The organism is Streptomyces sp. NPDC038707 (genome assembly GCF_040636485.1).
Classification (GTDB): Bacteria; Actinomycetota; Actinomycetes; order Streptomycetales; family Streptomycetaceae; genus Streptomyces.
This window is the reverse complement of the sequence record NZ_JBEZUP010000001.1, coordinates 506,690-522,114: the sequence shown is the minus strand read 5'-3', so window position 1 is coordinate 522,114 and position 15,425 is coordinate 506,690. Positions and strand designations below refer to the sequence as shown.

12 protein-coding genes are annotated in these 15,425 nt (G+C 74.9%); 7 read left to right on the top strand and 5 right to left on the bottom strand.

From position 1 onward, the window contains the following. Positions 1–75 precede the first annotated feature (75 nt). Positions 76–1,311 carry a cytochrome P450 gene (locus AB0E62_RS02340; protein WP_362186767.1) on the top strand — a complete coding sequence of 412 codons (1,236 nt, stop codon included), beginning with the start codon at positions 76–78 and terminating at the stop codon, positions 1,309–1,311. A 103-nt stretch (positions 1,312–1,414) separates the two neighbouring features. Further along, the gene (locus AB0E62_RS02335; protein ID WP_362186764.1) at positions 1,415–1,975 is read left to right on the top strand and encodes a pyridoxamine 5'-phosphate oxidase family protein; all 561 of its coding nucleotides are present in this window, start codon (positions 1,415–1,417) and stop codon (positions 1,973–1,975) included. 91 nt (positions 1,976–2,066) lie between these two features. Here the strand turns inward: AB0E62_RS02335 and AB0E62_RS02330 are convergent, their stop codons facing one another. The 4 genes from AB0E62_RS02330 to AB0E62_RS02315 all read right to left on the bottom strand — a co-directional run bounded on the left by AB0E62_RS02330 (position 2,067) and on the right by AB0E62_RS02315 (position 5,347). Further along, a complete protein-coding gene (locus AB0E62_RS02330) occupies positions 2,067–2,351 on the bottom strand; it encodes a heavy-metal-associated domain-containing protein (RefSeq protein ID WP_362186761.1) in 285 nt (94 codons plus the stop codon). Between the two features lie 101 nt (positions 2,352–2,452). Then, the gene (locus AB0E62_RS02325) at positions 2,453–3,688 is read right to left on the bottom strand and encodes an MFS transporter (protein ID WP_362186758.1); all 1,236 of its coding nucleotides are present in this window, start codon (positions 3,686–3,688) and stop codon (positions 2,453–2,455) included. Positions 3,689–3,705: 17 nt separating this feature from the next. Continuing rightward, on the bottom strand, positions 3,706–4,812 hold the full coding sequence (locus AB0E62_RS02320; RefSeq protein WP_362186755.1) for a pyridoxal-phosphate dependent enzyme: 1,107 nt from the start codon (positions 4,810–4,812) through the stop codon (positions 3,706–3,708). Between the two features lie 109 nt (positions 4,813–4,921). Then, positions 4,922–5,347: a hypothetical protein gene (locus AB0E62_RS02315; protein ID WP_362186752.1), complete on the bottom strand. Its 426-nt coding sequence runs from the start codon at positions 5,345–5,347 to the stop codon at positions 4,922–4,924. 399 nt (positions 5,348–5,746) lie between these two features. Between AB0E62_RS02315 and AB0E62_RS02310 the strand changes: the two genes are divergently transcribed. The 5 genes from AB0E62_RS02310 (at position 5,747) to AB0E62_RS02290 (ending at position 13,272) form a co-directional block, all read left to right on the top strand. Further along, a complete protein-coding gene (locus AB0E62_RS02310; RefSeq protein WP_362186749.1) occupies positions 5,747–6,730 on the top strand; it encodes a hypothetical protein in 984 nt (327 codons plus the stop codon). Between the two features lie 156 nt (positions 6,731–6,886). Then, positions 6,887–7,798 carry a hypothetical protein gene (locus AB0E62_RS02305; protein ID WP_362186746.1) on the top strand — a complete coding sequence of 304 codons (912 nt, stop codon included), beginning with the start codon at positions 6,887–6,889 and terminating at the stop codon, positions 7,796–7,798. Then, positions 7,795–9,921, top strand: a complete 2,127-nt coding sequence (locus AB0E62_RS02300; protein WP_362186743.1) for a bifunctional serine/threonine-protein kinase/ABC transporter substrate-binding protein — start codon at positions 7,795–7,797, stop codon at positions 9,919–9,921. The genes AB0E62_RS02305 and AB0E62_RS02300 overlap by 4 nt, the downstream gene beginning before the upstream one ends. Further along, the gene (locus AB0E62_RS02295; RefSeq protein WP_362186740.1) at positions 9,921–12,119 is read left to right on the top strand and encodes an ABC transporter substrate-binding protein; all 2,199 of its coding nucleotides are present in this window, start codon (positions 9,921–9,923) and stop codon (positions 12,117–12,119) included. The genes AB0E62_RS02300 and AB0E62_RS02295 overlap by 1 nt, the downstream gene beginning before the upstream one ends. 157 nt (positions 12,120–12,276) lie before the next feature. Continuing rightward, a complete protein-coding gene (locus tag AB0E62_RS02290) occupies positions 12,277–13,272 on the top strand; it encodes a hypothetical protein (RefSeq protein ID WP_362186964.1) in 996 nt (331 codons plus the stop codon). Positions 13,273–13,536: 264 nt separating this feature from the next. Here the strand turns inward: AB0E62_RS02290 and asnB are convergent, their stop codons facing one another. Then, positions 13,537–15,408, bottom strand: a complete 1,872-nt coding sequence (asnB, locus tag AB0E62_RS02285) for an asparagine synthase (glutamine-hydrolyzing) (RefSeq protein ID WP_362186737.1) — start codon at positions 15,406–15,408, stop codon at positions 13,537–13,539. Between the last annotated feature and the right edge of the window lie 17 nt (positions 15,409–15,425).

Below are 15,425 nucleotides of genomic sequence, written 5' to 3'. Positions count from 1 at the left end.
ACCGCCGGACGTGGCGGCCGGAGCGGTCCGCATCCGCGCCGGCCGCCGCGTCCGGTCCCACGTCAGGAGGCACACGTGTCAGTGATCCCGTTCAGCGCGGCTCCCGCCGAGACACTCGACAACAAGGGCGGCCGGTGCATGTACGCACAGGTCGAACGCCTGCGGTCGCTGGGGCCCGCCGTCCCCGTGCAGTTGCCGGAGGGGGTGGCGGCCTGGTCGGTGTCCCGGGGGGATGTCGTGCGGATGCTGCTGACCCACCCCGGTGTGTCCCGGGACCTGAAGAAGACCGTGCCGAGCTACCGGCCCGGTTCGGTGCCCTGGCTGTCCCCGTGGGTGGACCTGGACTCCATGGCCACGGCGGACGGGCGCGAGCACGCGCGGCTGCGCAAGCTGATCACCCCGGCCTTCACCCCCCGCCGGGTGGAGCGGCTGCGCTCGCACATCGAGGCGGACGTCACCATGCTGCTGGACCAGTTGGCCGCGCGGCCCGGCGACGAACCGGTGGACCTGCACGCGGAGTTCTCCTACAGCGTGCCGACCCAGGTGATCTGCGACCTCTTCGGCATCCCGGACGGCCAACGGCCCGAGGTGCTGCGGGTGTTCCGGGAGGTGGCGAGGACCGGCCTGTCCGAGGAGGAGTCGGTCGCGCTGTACGGCGACCTGGTGGCCGCGATGCACCTGCTGATCACCACCAAGCGCGGCGCGCCGGCGGACGACCTCACCAGCTTCCTGCTCGCCGCGCGCGAGGAGGGCGAGGAGTCGCTGAACGAACACGAGCTGGTGTCGACGCTGCTGCTGATGATCGGCGGCGGCAGCCAGACGACCATCAACCTCCTGGACCACACCGTCCGCGAACTCCTTGCCCGCCCTGACCAGTTGGACATCCTCCGGGCGGACCCCGCGCGCTGGGACGACGCGATCGAGGAGTCGCTGCGCGTGCACTGCCCGGTGATGCACCTGCCGATGCGCTGGGCCAAGGAGGACATCGACCTCGGCGAGGGGGTGGTCATACGCGCGGGGGACGCCATCCTGATCTGCTACGGCGCCCACGGCCGGGACCCCGGGGTGCACCGGGACCCGGGGACCTTCGACATCGACCGGGAGGACAAGGACCACCTCGCCTTCGGCCTCGGCGCGCACTTCTGCCCGGGCTCGCACCTCGCCCGGCTGGAGGCCCGTATCGCGCTGCCCGCCCTGTTCGACCGGTTCCCGCGGCTGGCGCCGGCCGTCGACCCTGAGGACGTCCCGCCCGGGCAGACCTTCATCGGCAACGACGTCGCGTCCCTGCCGGTCTTCCTGCGGCACACGTGAGCGCGTCCCGGCCGGTTCTCCCCGCGTGCTCCGCGTCCCGGCCGGCCCGCCCCTGGAATCCCGTAGCCGCCGCGGCGCCGCGGCACGACACCGGAAGGCTCCCATGGCGATCGACGAGACCCTGATCGAGCGGACGGTCCACCTGCTGGACCGGGCGCGCTATCTGAACCTGGCCACCGCGCGGGACGGAGCCCCGTGGGTGGCCACCCTGGAATACGCCTGGTTCGCCGCTCCGTTGCACTTCGTCTTCGGCTCGTCCACCGGTGCCCGGCACAGCGGAGACCTCCGCGCCGACCCCCGGGTGAGCGGTTCGCTGTACGTGACCGAGGGCGCCGCCGGGGTGGCCGTCGCGTCGGTCGACGGCGCCCAGTTCACCGGCCGCTGCACGGAGATCGGCCCGGAGCGGCTGGCGGCGTACCACGCGCCCTTCTACGAGACGGTGTTCCCCGACGCCGGGCAGCGCGCCCGGTGGCAGCTGCCGCCGGAGCTGCTGCGCGGGGCCGCGCCGCACCGCCTGTACCGGGTCGATGTCGAGCGCTGGTGGCTGATCGACACCCGGCACTGGGAGGAGGACCGGATCGACCGCAGGATCGAACTGTCCCTGGACGACGGCACTCTGGCCCGGCTGTCCGCCCGCGCGCGGGTGCGTGCGGTCTCCCCCTGAGCCGGGGACGACTGGTCCGGCCGGGCTCACCGACGGGGGCGGGTGAGCCCGGCCGGGCCGCTCCCCGCACCGCGGCGAGGAGCGTCCGGGGTCAGGCGGCGCGGCCGGTCAGCGCGTAACCGGCCTCGTCGACGGCCTGGGCGATCAGGGCGTCGTCGGGGTTCTCCTCGGCGACCACGGTGACCCGGCCCGTCTTCACGTCGACCTCGACCGACAGCACGCCGTCGACACCGCTGACGGCCTTGGTGACGGCGGCCTCGCAGTGGCCGCAGGTCATGCCCGTCACGGCGTAGACGGTCTTGGTGGCGTCGGTGGTGATCTGGGTGGTGGCCGAGCCGGAGTGGCAGCTGCCGTCGGGGCTGCAGCAGGACGACATGGACTTCCTCCTGAGGGTGGTGATGACACGGAGCGCGTCAAATACCCCTAGAGGGTTGGGGTATCGCAGGCGCTGACGAAGCACAGGTATACCCCCTACCCCTATCCAGCGGCAAGTCGTCCGGCCGCCGGCACGGGCGGCGCGGCCAGGTGTCCGGCCCGGTGCAGCCATGCGACCAGAGCGGCGCAGCCGAGCCCGGTCGCGGCCAGCACCGCCCACGGCAGCCACCGCGGCCCCGTGTCGAACAGCGCCCCGACCGCCAGGTTGCCGAGCGAGACCGCGATGCCGGAGGCGGTGTTGTAGGCGCCGTAGTAGGTGGCGACGAGCCGGTCCCCGGAGAGCCGCACCACGGTGTCCATCTCGAACGGGTAGAGCAGGGCCCCGCCGCAGGCCAGCAGGACCGCGCACACCGTCAGGGCGGCCACCCCGGGCACGGTTCCGTGCGTGCGGGGCAGCAGGGGCAGGAAGGCCGCGCCCATGACCGTGAGGCCGTGGACGACGGCCCGCGGACCGGGCAGGGTGCGCTGGGCCCACGCGGTCAGTCTCAGCTGTCCCGCCAGCGCGGCCAGGGCGGAGGCGGCGAACACCGCGCCCGTCACCGCGCCGGTCCGGGCTCCGAACAGGTGCCGGGCGTGCAGCGGCAGGGCGAGGTACACCTGGAACGCCAGCACGTAGGAGCCGCTCATGGCGGCGGCGAACAGCAGGAAGGGGCGGTTGGCGGCCACGGTGCGCCAGTCGGCGGCGACCGCCCGCCAGGCGGGTCCGGCGTTCCGCCCGGCCGGGGGCCGGGTGGGCAGGGCCCGGGCCTGGAGCACGGCCAGGGCACCGAAGAGGACCGCCGCGACCGTGCACACGGCGCCGAAGTCCCAGGCCAGGAGGGCCAGTCCGGCGAGCGGGCCGATCAGGATGCCGGCCTGGTAGAAGACGTTGAAGACGGCGAACGCCGCCACGCGCCGCTCCTCCCCCGCGTCCGCGGCGAGATAGGCGCGCACGGCCGGGTTGAACAGCGCGCCCGCCAGGCCGGTCAGGGCGGAGGCCGCCACCAGGACGGGCAGCGAACCGGCCACGGCCAGCAGGGCGAAGGCGACCGCGCGCAGGGCGCATCCGGCGAGGATCAGCGGCTTGCAGCCGTAGCGGTCGGCGAGGCTGCCGCCGAGGAGGAACATGCCCTGCTGGGAGAGGTTGCGCACGCCCAGCACCAGGCCGACGGCCCAGGCGGCGAGGCCGAGGCCGTGGGCCAGATGGTCGGCCAGGTAGGGCATGAGCATGTAGAAGCCGAGGTTGATGCCGAACTGATTGACCATCAGCAGCCGGGCCGGCCGGTCGAAGCCGGCCATCCGGTTCCACGGCCCCCTCACCGGGCACCGGCCTGTGCCAGGGCGCGGGCGAGCGGATCGCGGACCCGGGCGCAGCGGGTCCACCGCGTCACCACGCGCGCGTCGGGCTCGGCGATGTCGTCGGGTTCCGCCACCGGGGGCCGGCCGAGCAGCCCGTGGGCGCGGCACCAGTCGTCGTCGTAGACGGTCTGCAGGTAGCGGTGCGGGCCGTCGGGGAAGACGGCGGCGATCCGGGTGCCGGCGGGGTGGTTCCGGGCCGCCCATCCGGCCACCAGCGCCACCGCCCCGACGCTCCAGCCGCCGGAGACGCCGTAGTGGCGGGCGAGGCGCCGGCAGGCCCGGACCGCCTCGGCCGCACCCACCCAGTGGACCTCCGAGAAGGCCGCGTAGTCCACGTTGTCCGGGTGGATGCTGGAGCCGAGCCCGCGCATCAGCCGTGGGCCGGCCGGCTGGCCGAAGATCGCGGAGCCGACCGCGTCCACCCCGATGAGCGTCAGCCCGGGGCAGGTCTCGCGCAGCGCGGCGGACACCCCGGCGGAGTGTCCGCCCGTGCCGACCGCCGCCACCAGCACGTCGACGCGGCCGAGTTGGGCGATCAGTTCGGCCGCGAGCGGCCGGTAGGCGGTGGCGTTGTCGGGGTTGCGGTACTGGTCCGGGCAGTACGCGCCCGGGGTGCGGGCCAGCAGTCGGGCGACCCGCGCGCGGCGGGCCTCCTGCCAGCCGCCCTCGGGGTGCGGCGCGGTGACCCGGACGACCCGTGCGCCCAGCGCGGTGAGCAGACGGGCGACGGGAGGTTCCAGGCCGGGGTCGGTGACGACGGTGACGGGGTGGCCGTAGGTCAGCCCGGCCAGGGCGAGGCCGAGACCGAGGGTGCCGCTGGAGGACTCGACGATCGGCGCGCCCGGCGCGAGGTCGCCGCGGCGCCGGGCCTCGCGGACCATGTGGAGGGCGGGCCGGTCCTTGAGGCCGCCCGGGTTGGCGCCCTCCAGCTTGGCGTGAAAGCCCCGGCCGGGCGGGGCGAAGGGTTCGCCCACCCACAGGACCGGGGTGCCGCCGACGAGTTGGGCGGGGTGCCGGGCGGCCGGCGCATGGGGGGTGCGGACTTCGAGGGGGGAGAGGGGCATGAGGGTACGCTCCTTCGCGCCCGGCCTCGGGCGGGCGCAGTGCGAGTGGGGGTGTGGCGCGCGGGCACACCCCGGCCCGCCGACGGGTCCGGGGCGTGCGGGTGCCGCCCTACTGCCGGAGGACGCGGACGGCCGCGAGCGAGGGGCCGTTGGCGCGGTCGGGCGGCACACCGGGAATCCGGTGCCGTCCGGTGCGCGTCGCACGCCCGCGCGCCGCGGCGGGCTGCACCGGCGGGTGCTGTCCGCCGTCGAGCCCGGTGTCGTCGAGGGCGGCGCGTGGGCGGTCGGCCGTGTGGTCCAGGTGGCCGTCCGCCGTGTGCCGGTGCCGGGGCGGCCCGGTGGGTCCCGCGCCGTCGGCGGGATCCGCCGGGCGTACGACGTCCCGCACGGACAGGGCACTTGTGCCGGATTCGGCGAAGGAGCAGGCGTGCACCGAGCCGGTGAGATGGGCGGTGATCAGCAGGACCAGCCCGACCAGCAGGGCGGCGCGGCGCAAGCGCCCCGCGCGCCCGCCGCCGCCCCGCGTTCCGATCACATGCGCAGCGTAGTGACGAAGTGACCTGCTGTCACATCGCGGCGCGCCCGGCGGCTCCCCGGCAGCCACAGGGCCGGCGGGGGCCCGCGGGGCCGAGGTGGGCGGCCAGGGCCTGGAGGAGGGCGACGGCCGCCATACGGGTCACGGGGTGCCCGGCTCCCTTGCGGAGCACGGTCCGCGCGACCGGGCCGCCACGCTCCGGGTATCGCACTCCGGCGGGATTCGGCCTGGGATTCATCTTCGGTTCCTCTCGTCGCGGACCGGCGGTGAAGCGGCTTCCACACATACCCCCGGCCCGTATCTCCGGGCAAGGCGTTCCCCGGCTTGACTCTGTACCCCCCTGGGGTATGTTGAAGGCCATCGAGCCGCCTGCGGGCAGGGAACAGACGAGGAGTCACCATGAACACCGGGCTGCGGATCACCTCCTACGCCGCCGCGCTCGCCGCCGCGTTCGGCATCGCCTACGGCGTCGGCGGCGGGGTCGGCGAGATCTCCCTCCGGACCGAGAGCACCGCACACGACGGGCACGCGGGCGCCGCGCCGGGCGGCGCGTCCGCGGCGGATCCCGGCTCGACGGCGGACCCCGGCCAGGGAGCGGCGCCCGGCGGGCTGCAGACCTCGGAGCGGGGCTACACCCTCGATCTGAAGACCCCGGCCGTCACGGCGGGACGCAGGACCGACCTGAAGTTCGCCGTCGTACGGGACGCCACCGGGCGCCCGCTCACCGCCTACCAGGAGGAGCACACCAAGGAACTCCACCTGATCATCGCCTCCCGGGACCTGGCCCACTTCCAGCACCTGCACCCGGCGCGCGCCGCCGACGGCACCTGGTCCACCTCCCTGACCCTGCCGAGGGCCGGGGCCTACCGGGTCTTCGCCGACTTCACGCCGGACGGCGGCGAAGGACTCACCCTCGGCGCCGACCTCACCGCCTCCGGCACCTACGCGCCCGCGCCCCTCCCCGCCCCCGCCGCCACGGCCGAGGCCGACGGGTACGAGGTGAGCCTGCGGGGCCGGCTCTCCCCCGGCCGGGCCGGCGAGCTGACCCTCGGCGTGACGCGGGACGGCAAGCCCGTGCGTGACCTCCAGCCGTATCTCGGCGCCTACGGCCATCTGGTGGCGCTGCGCTCCGGAGACCTCGGCTACCTCCATGTGCACCCGGGCGGCGAACCCGGGGACGGCACGACCCGGCCGGGACCGGGCATCTCCTTCACCACGACGGCGCCCAGCACCGGCACCTACCGGCTGTTCCTGGACTTCAAGCACGCCGGCCGGGTGCACACCGCCGCGTTCACGGTCCGGGCGGACCGGCCCGCCGAGCGGTCGGACACCCCGTCGACGCCCTCGCCGCAGCCCGGCAAGCACGCGGGGCACGGCCACTGAGCGCGGCCGTGACCACGGGCCGGTGACACGGCCGGGACCGTGTGACAACCCTGGCACAGCTGGGCCACACGACCGTCAACTTCCGCCGTACGTCAGCCCGTTGCCGCCTAGCATGAAGTCCGACGCAGGTAGGCCGGACGACCCCCGGGGGGCTTCGTGGTACTGGGAGGGTCGGCGGCGCGCCTCGGCTGCGCCGTCGCACTGTGCGGCTCACTGCTGGCCGGCTGCAGTTCCGGCGGGGACTCCCCCGGCCGGCCGGCGGCCGGGACGCCGAACGGCGGGAGCGGCGGCACCGGTCCGTCGCCGGCCACCGCGGTCGACGCCGGCCCGGCCCGGCTCCCCCGGACGCCGGCCGATGCCTCCGCCCTGGTCCGCGACATCCTGCCGGAGCCCGCCGCGTTCGGCTCCGGCACCGTCCGCCGTGACCCGTACGAGAGCGACCCGCGGCGGTGGGCGGTGCTCGGGGATTCCTGCGTGTGGGAGCAACGGGCGCTCCCGAAGAACGTCCTCGCCAGTCTGACCCGCCACTACGAGATCCCGGCGCACGACGGGCGGGGTCCGCTGCGGCTGAGTGCCGTCGTCACGGTGCACCGGAGCGCCGAGCAGGCCGACTGGGAGAACGCCGAGGTGCTGGAGGAGATGATGCGCTGCCCCTCCCAACTGCTGCGCCCCGGTGAGGTGCTGGGGGACCTGACCGACGTACCCAGCGCCCTCGGCGACTCGGGCAACGGCTTCACCGACGACTTCCTCGCCGAGTCCGGCACCTACACCGGCGACGATGTCGGAGGTCCGCACCCGTACGTCTGGGAGCAGACCCGCATCGACCGGTTCACCCTCGCCGTGTCGGCCCGGGGCGCCAAGGGCTGGACCAAGCGCGACCTGCTGGACCTGCTGCGCCGCCCCCACGCGACGATGCGCACCGGCCTGCGGGCCGCGCTCGGACGGCGGCCACCGACCGCGGCGGTGCCACCTCCCGCCACGGGAACCGACGCCCCGGGGACGACGGGGCCGAGCGCCCCCGCGCCCACGGCCCCCGGGCCCACCACCCCCGGGGGCGGTCGCCCATGACCGGGAAGCTCAGCCCCTCCGACCCCTCCCGGGTCGGCGGGCACCGGCTGCTCGCGCGGCTCGGCGCCGGCGGCATGGGCGTCGTCTATCTCGGCCGGGCGCCGTCCGGGGAACTGGCCGCCGTGAAGGTGATCCTGCCGGAGTACGCCGACCAGCCCGCCTTCCGCGCCCGGTTCCGCCGCGAGGTCGCCGCCGCCCGCCGGGTGCGCAGTCCCTGGGCCGTGCCGGTGACCGGCGCCGACCCCGACGCGCCCGCGCCCTGGCTGGCCACCGCCTTCGTGCCGGGCCCCTCGCTGGCCGAGGCGGTCGCCGCCCGCGGCCCGCTGCCGCCGCCCGCGGTGCGCGCGCTCGGCCGCATGCTGGCCCGGGCGCTGACCGCCGTGCACGACGCGGGGCTGGTGCACCGCGACGTGAAACCCGGCAACGTGCTCCTCGCCCTGGACGGCCCCCGGCTCATCGACTTCGGCATCGCCCGTGCCGCCGAGGAGACGGCCCTCACCTCGGCCGGCATGGTCGTGGGAACCCCCGGCTTCCTCGCTCCGGAACAGGCGCGGGCCCGGCCCGCCACGTGGGCCAGTGATGTCTTCGCCCTCGGCTGCCTCCTCTCCTACGCCGCCACCGGACGCCCGCCCTTCGGCACCGGGACCGTGGACGCCCTGCTCTACCGCACCGTCCACGACGAGCCCGACCTCGACGGGCTCCCCGACGGTCTGCGCGAGCCGCTGGCACGGTGTCTCGCCAAGGACCCGGCCGCCCGGCCCACCGCCCGCGAGGCGGCCGAGGCGCTGGGCGGCAACACGCCCTCCGACGCCGCCGACTGGCTGCCCGACGACGTCGTACGGCTCATCGCGGACCGGTCCGCCGCGATGCTCGCCCTGCCGGACATCGAGGCGACGGCCCTCGACGCGGGGGCGGACGAGCCGCCGGCGGAGGTTCCCGGCGCCGCGCGCCCCGCGCCACGCCCCGGCAGCCGCCGCCGCTTCCTGGTCCTCGGCGGCGCGGCCCTGCTCGCGGCGGGCGGCGGTGCCGCCCTCCGGGCCAGTCGCGGCGGCGGCCCCGCGCCCTCCGTCCCGCGCCGGCTGCTCGGCGTCCAGGCCGATCTGACGGGGCCCCAGAAGGCCGTCGGACAGGCCCAGGAACGCGGTGTACGGCTGGCCGTCGAGCAGTTCAACGCGCGCGAGGACAAGCCGTTCACGCTCACCCTCACGGTCGTCGACGACGGCGGCGACGAGGCCCGCGCGGTGCGGGTCGCCCGCGCCCTGGCCGCCGACCCCGGCCTGCTCGCCGTCATCGGCTCGACCGGTGACCGGACCACCGGCGCGAGCCTGGACGCCTACGACGCACAGCTCGTTCCCCAGCTGACGGCCTCCTCCGCCCAGGCGGTGTACGGCGTCTCGCGGCCCCGCCGCTTCCTCCAGGCCGTTCCCGGCTACCTGGTGACGCCCGCTTTGATCGCCCTCCGGCTCGCCGGGGCGGGCGTCGAACGGGCGGGCGTCCTGATCGACCGCGACGGCGGCATCCCCTCCTGGCAGATCGGCCACACCACGTTCCAGTCCCTCGGCGCCGTCAGGATCCCGGCCGAGCCCCGCGTCGTACCCCGGCTCGCCGGGGACCTCGCGCCGGTGGTCGGGGAGATGCTCGCGCACGCGCCGGACGGGTTCGTGTACACGGGCACCCCGGCGCGCGCGGCGGCCGTCGCCCGCGCGCTCGCCGAGCGGCGCTTCACCGGCGTGCGCGTCCTCGGCTACCCGGCCGCCGGCCGGGAGTTCCTGACCGCCGCGGGCCCGGCCGCCGAGGGCTGGCAGGTCTTCGCGCCGTACATCGACCCGTCGGCGGCACGGGTGCGCGGCTTCGCCGCCGCCTACCGCGGGCGCTACGGCTCCGCGCCCCCGTACTGGGCGGCGGAGGCCTACGACGTGGCCCGCATGGTCCTCGCCCGGGTCGCCGGGGCGGGCGGCTGGCTCTCCCGGGCCACGCTGTACGGCCTGCTGGCCAAGGGCACGTACAAGGGGCTGGTGCGCACCTACGCGTTCGACGAGGACCAGCAGCTCAAGGGGTACGACGTGTTCCGCTACGAGGTGAGGGGCGGCCGGTACGCCTACGCGGGCGAGGCGGCTCTGTGATGCGCCCGCTCACCGCGGACGACCCGGAGGACATCGGCGGCCACCGGCTGCTGGCCCGGCTCGGCGCCGGCGGCATGGGCGTCGTCTACCTCGCCCGCGGCGCCGGCGGAGCGCTGGTCGCGCTGAAGGTGATCCGCGCCGAGCACGCGGCCGACCCCGCCTTCCGGGCCCGGTTCCGGCGCGAGGTGGCGGCCGTCCGCGGCCTGTCCGGGCGGTGGCTGGTGCCGGTCGTGGCCGCCGACGCGGAGGCCCGTTCGCCCTGGCTGGCCACGGAGTTCGTGCCGGGCCCCGCCCTGGCGGAGGCGGTCGACGGACACGGAGCCCTGCCCGTGGCCGCGGTGCGGGTGCTGGGCTCCCGGCTGGCCGAGGCACTGACCGCCGTGCACGCGGCGGGACTGGTGCACCGCGATGTGAAGCCGGCGAACGTGCTGCTGGGCCTCGACGGTCCCCGGCTCATCGACTTCGGCATCGCCCTCGCCGCCGGGGCCACCGCGCTGACCGCGCCCGACGCCGTCGTGGGCACCCCCGGTTTCCTGGCACCGGAACAGGCCCGGGCCCGCGCCGCGGAGGTCGGCCCGCCGAGCGACGTCTTCTCCCTCGGGTGCGTGCTGGCGTACGCGGCCTCGGGCCGGCGCCCGTTCGGCACCGGGCACGCGGCGGCGGTGCTGTTCCGCACGGTGCACGAGGACCCGGACCTGACGGACGTGCCCGCCGCACTGCGCCCGCTGATCGAGCGCTGCCTCGCCAAGGACCCCGCGCGCCGCCCGACGGCCGCGCGGCTCCGGGCCGCGCTCCAGGACCCCCGGACGGGGCCGGCGCGGAACACCGGTTCCGACGCGGGCGGTGCCGGGGACTGGCTGCCGCCCGCCGTGCTGCGCCTGGTCGCCGAACGCTCCGCACGCGCACTCGACGTGCCCGCCCCCCGGCGGGTCCCCGTCCGGCCGACGGACGAGGAGACCGCCGCGGGCTCCCGGCCGGCGGCCCCGGCCGGGGACCGCGCGCCGGCCCGGCGGCGGGTGCTGGCACTGGGGAGCGCGGCGGCCTCGGTGCTGGCCCTGGGCGGCGGCACCGCCGCGTATCTGACGGTGGGCCGGGGCTCCGGCGGCGGGCCGCCCGTGTACACGCTCGGCTTCCAGGCCGATCTGACCGGTGCCGGAGGGACGGACGGCGTGGCCCAGGAGCGCGGCGCGCGACTCGCCGTGGCGCACCACAACGCACGCGCGGGCGGCGGGTTCCGGCTCGCCCTCGACACCTACGACGACCGGGGCGACCCCGCCCGGGCCCGGCAGGCCGCCGAGCGCTTCACCGGGGCCGCCGTGAGCGCGGTCCTCGGGCCGGACACGGTTCCCGCGGCACTGGCCGCGGCCCCGCGCTACCAGTCCGCGCACACCGCCATGGTCCTGATCTCCGTGGACGATCCGCGACTGGACGACGAGAGGCTGCGGACCGTGCGCGTCACCCGCGCCCCGGAGCAGTTCCTGGCCATCCCGCTGACCGCGTACCTGACCTCCGTACGGCCGGTCGACCGCACCGCCGTGCTCGACGACCGGGCGGCGGGCCGCGTGGGCTCCGAACTCGTGGGCGCGCTCACCCAGGATCCGCCCAACGGGGGCACGACCCGCGTGTACTCCGTACCGGCCGGCAGCGACGACTTCACCCCCGCCGTCCGCGCCGCGCTCGCCGAACGGGCCCAGGCCGTCGTCTTCACGGGGACAGCGGCGGAACGCGCCGTGCGCTGCGCCCGCGCCCTCGCGGCGGCCGGCTTCACCGGGCCACGCCTCGGCACCTGGCACCTCATGCGGCCGGCCTTCCTGCGGGGGGCCGCCGCGGCGGCGCGGGGCTGGGTGTTCGGCGCCCCGTTCACCGACCCGGGCAGCGTGTCCGGCGCCTTCCGGTCCGCCCACCGCGCGGCCTACGGCACCGCGCCCGGCCGCTGGGCCCCGGAGGCGTACGACGCGGTGGGACTGGTCGCCCGGGCCCTCGCCTCGCTGGACGGCCCGGCCGGCGCCACCCCCGGGGCGGTCGCCGAGCGGCTGTCGGACCTCACCCTCCAGGGACTCGCCAAGACCCTGCGCTTCACCGCCGGCAGCCCCCGGAGCATCGACGGGCGGCAGGACGGGGCGTACTTCCTGTACCGAGCGGACGGCGACGCCTTCCGGTTCCTCGGGCGCTACGACCGGCTCACCCGACGCGAATGAAAAATGGCGTGCAACCTTGTCGGCGGCTTGTGAGTCTTCTGATCGATCACACCGTGGTCGCGTCTACAAGGAGACCATCATCAGCGCCATACGCAAGACCCTGACCGCCACCGCCGTCGTCGGCGCCGTTCTCGCGGGCTCGGCGGCCTGCGGGACGGTGGAGCAGCTCTCCGCCGGCAAGAAGCTCGACCGCGCCTTCGAGAAGCTCGGCGAGAAGAAGACGCTCTCCTTCGAACTGGACCTGGACACCGACGCCGCGACGCTGAAGGCGCTGGACGCCAAGTCGAAGCCCGCGCCCGGCGACGAGATGCCGGACGAGGCCGCCGAACTGCTCAGCGGCGCGAAGATCACGCTCACCATGGAGTCGAAGAAGCCGCTCGCCGACTCCGGCGAGAAGGATCTCGTCGGCATGGCCATGAAGATCAGCAACCCGGACGGCGACCTCGCCGAGTACCGGATGTTCGGTGACGACGTCTACCTCCGTGCCGACGTCGACACCATCGGCAAGCTGACGGGCAGCCCCGTGCCGTCCGCCGACGACCTGCCGCCGGAGGCCGGGGCCTTCAAGGACGTCCTGTCCGGCAAGTGGGTGAAGTTCGACACCAAGGAGATGGAGAAGGCCGGCTTCGGGGGCGAGGACGGCGAGGACAGCCCCGCGCCCGCTCCGTCCCTGGACGCCAAGACGCAGAAGAAGCTGGTGAAGTCGCTGCGCGAGGTCGTCGCCCGCGAGGTGGACCTCAAGACGGCCGACGGGGACGGCGACACCGAGCACGTCACCGCCACGGCTCCCTTCCGCACGCTGCTCACCAAGCTGCTCGGCGAGATCCGCCCGCTGGCGAAGGACCTGCCGCCGGGCATGGACCTGCCGACGGACAAGGACCTGAAGGACGCCCCGAACGCCAAGGTGACGGCTGACTTCACGCTCAAGAACGGTGAGCTGTCCGAGGTGAACGTGGACCTCGCCAAGCTGGCCGAGACCGCCAAGGTCAAGAAGCTGGGCCTGGTCCTGCGGATGACCGACGGCACCAAGCCCACCGTTCCGGCCGGCGCCAAGGAGCTGGACCTGAAGGAAATCATGCAGGGCCTCTTCTCCGGACCGGGGATGACCGAGGACGACTTCGGCGACGAGGGCTTCGGCGACGAGGACTTCTGATCACGCCGACCGTGAACGAACGGTGAGCACCCGCCGGCCGCCTCCCCGCCGGACCGCACACCGCGGGGGGCAGCTTCCGGCCCGCGTCGGGAGGCACCGGACCGGTCCCCGCACGGGGCCGACGGACGCGAACGGGATCCCGCTGACGACTCCGCGCGCTCGGCGCCCGGGTGCACGGCACACACACCGGCGGGGCAGCGTGCGCGGCCGCCGCCGGTACCGGTGACCGGCGGCGGCCGTGGATCCGGGCGGGGCGGGACGGCCTCAGGCCGACAGGCCCTGGATGTCGACGCCGTGGAGTTCCATCCAGGCGTTCAGCCGGACGGGAGTCTCGGTGTAGACGGAGCGCTGCATCATCGAGTACGGGGTGTCGACCGGCTTGGCGAGGTGGGAACGGATCGCCTCGGTGTTCAGCAGCGGCAGCGCCGGCGCGTCCGGGTCGGCGACGATCCGGCTCAGCTCACGGTTGACCGCCTGGTCGTACTCCGGGTCCTGGGTCGAGGGATAGGGCGCCTTGCGCCGCTGGACGATCGACTCGGGCAGCAGGTCCTTGGTCGCGTGCCGCAGGAGACTCTTCTCCCGCCCGTCGAACGTCTTCACCGACCAGGGTGCGTTGAAGACGTACTCGACGAGCCGGTGGTCGCACAACGGGACCCTGACCTCCAGGCCGGTCGCCATGCTCATCCGGTCCTTGCGGTCCAGCATCATCTGCAGGAAGCGGGTGATGTTGAGGTAGCTGGCGAGCCGCATCCGCCGCTCGGCCGGGCTGTCGTCGGGAAGGTGGGTGACCTCGTTCGCGGCGCTGTGGTACTGGTCGGCGATGTACTCGGCGAGGCTCAACTCCTTGACCAGGGACGGGTCCAGGAAGCTGGTGGCCTGCTCGCTCACCGGAACCTTGTTGATCGCGTGCCACGGGTAGGTGTCGGCCTGCGAGGCGACCGGGTCGTGGAACCACAGGTAGCCCCCGAAGACCTCGTCGGCGGACTCTCCCGACAGCGCCACGGTCGAGTTCTCGCGGACCGCCTTGAACAGCAGGTAGAGGGAGGGGTCGTGGTCCCCGATCCCGTAGGGGAGGTCCCAGGCCCGCAGCACGGCGTCGCGTACGCCCGGTTCGACGAGCCGGGCGGTGTCGAGCAGGATCTCGCGGTGCTCGGTGCCCACGTGCCGGGCGAGTTCGGTGACGAACGGCGCGTCGGGCGCCTCGCGGAACGGCTCGGGCCGGAAGTTCTCGGCGAGGCCGACGAAGTCCACGGAGAAGGTGCGGACCCGTCCCCCGCCGTCGGCGTCCAGCGAACGCTGGGCGAGCGCGGTCAGCGCGCTGGAGTCCAGGCCGCCCGACAGGAGCGTGCACAGCGGCACGTCGGAGACCATCTGCCGGGTGACCGCGTCCTCCAGTATCTCCCGTACCTTGGCGACGCTCCCGGGGATGTCGTCGGTGTGCGGCCGGGTCTCGAGTCTCCAGTACGCCTCCTCGCGTATGCCCGCGCGGCTGACGCGGACGATGTGTCCCGGCCGCACCTCGTACAGGTTCCGCAGCGGGGTCCGTCCGGGTACCCGGGCCAGCGCGAGCGCGTCGCGCAGGCCGTCGAGGTCCATGACCGCGCTGGCGAGCGGATTCGCCAGGATCGCCTTGGGCTCCGACCCGAACAGCACCCCGGACGGGGTGGGGTAGTAGAAGAGCGGCTTGATCCCGAGGCGGTCCCGGACCAGGAGCAGTTCCTCGGTCCGGGTGTCCCACAGGGCGAAGGCGTACATCCCGTTGAACCGGTCGACGAACCCGCTGCCCCACTGGAGGTAGGCACGGAGGACGACCTCGGTGTCGCTCCTGGTGCGGAAGCGGTGTCCTAAGAGGACGAGTTCCTCGCGGATCTCCTTGAAGTTGTACACCTCGCCGCTGTAGCTGATCACCACCAGCGGATCGCCGTCCGGACCGGTCTCCGGGGTGCGCATCGGCTGCCGGCCGCCCTCGATGTCGATCACCGCGAGCCGGCGGTGTCCGAGCATCACGTGCCCGGCGCTCCAGATCCCCTCGTCGTCGGGGCCACGGCAGGCCATCGTCCTGGTCATGGCCTCTGCCGCGGCCGCCTCCTTGACGAGGTCGCGTTCGAAGTCCACCCATCCAGCGATTCCGCACATAGGAACGCCCTTCACTA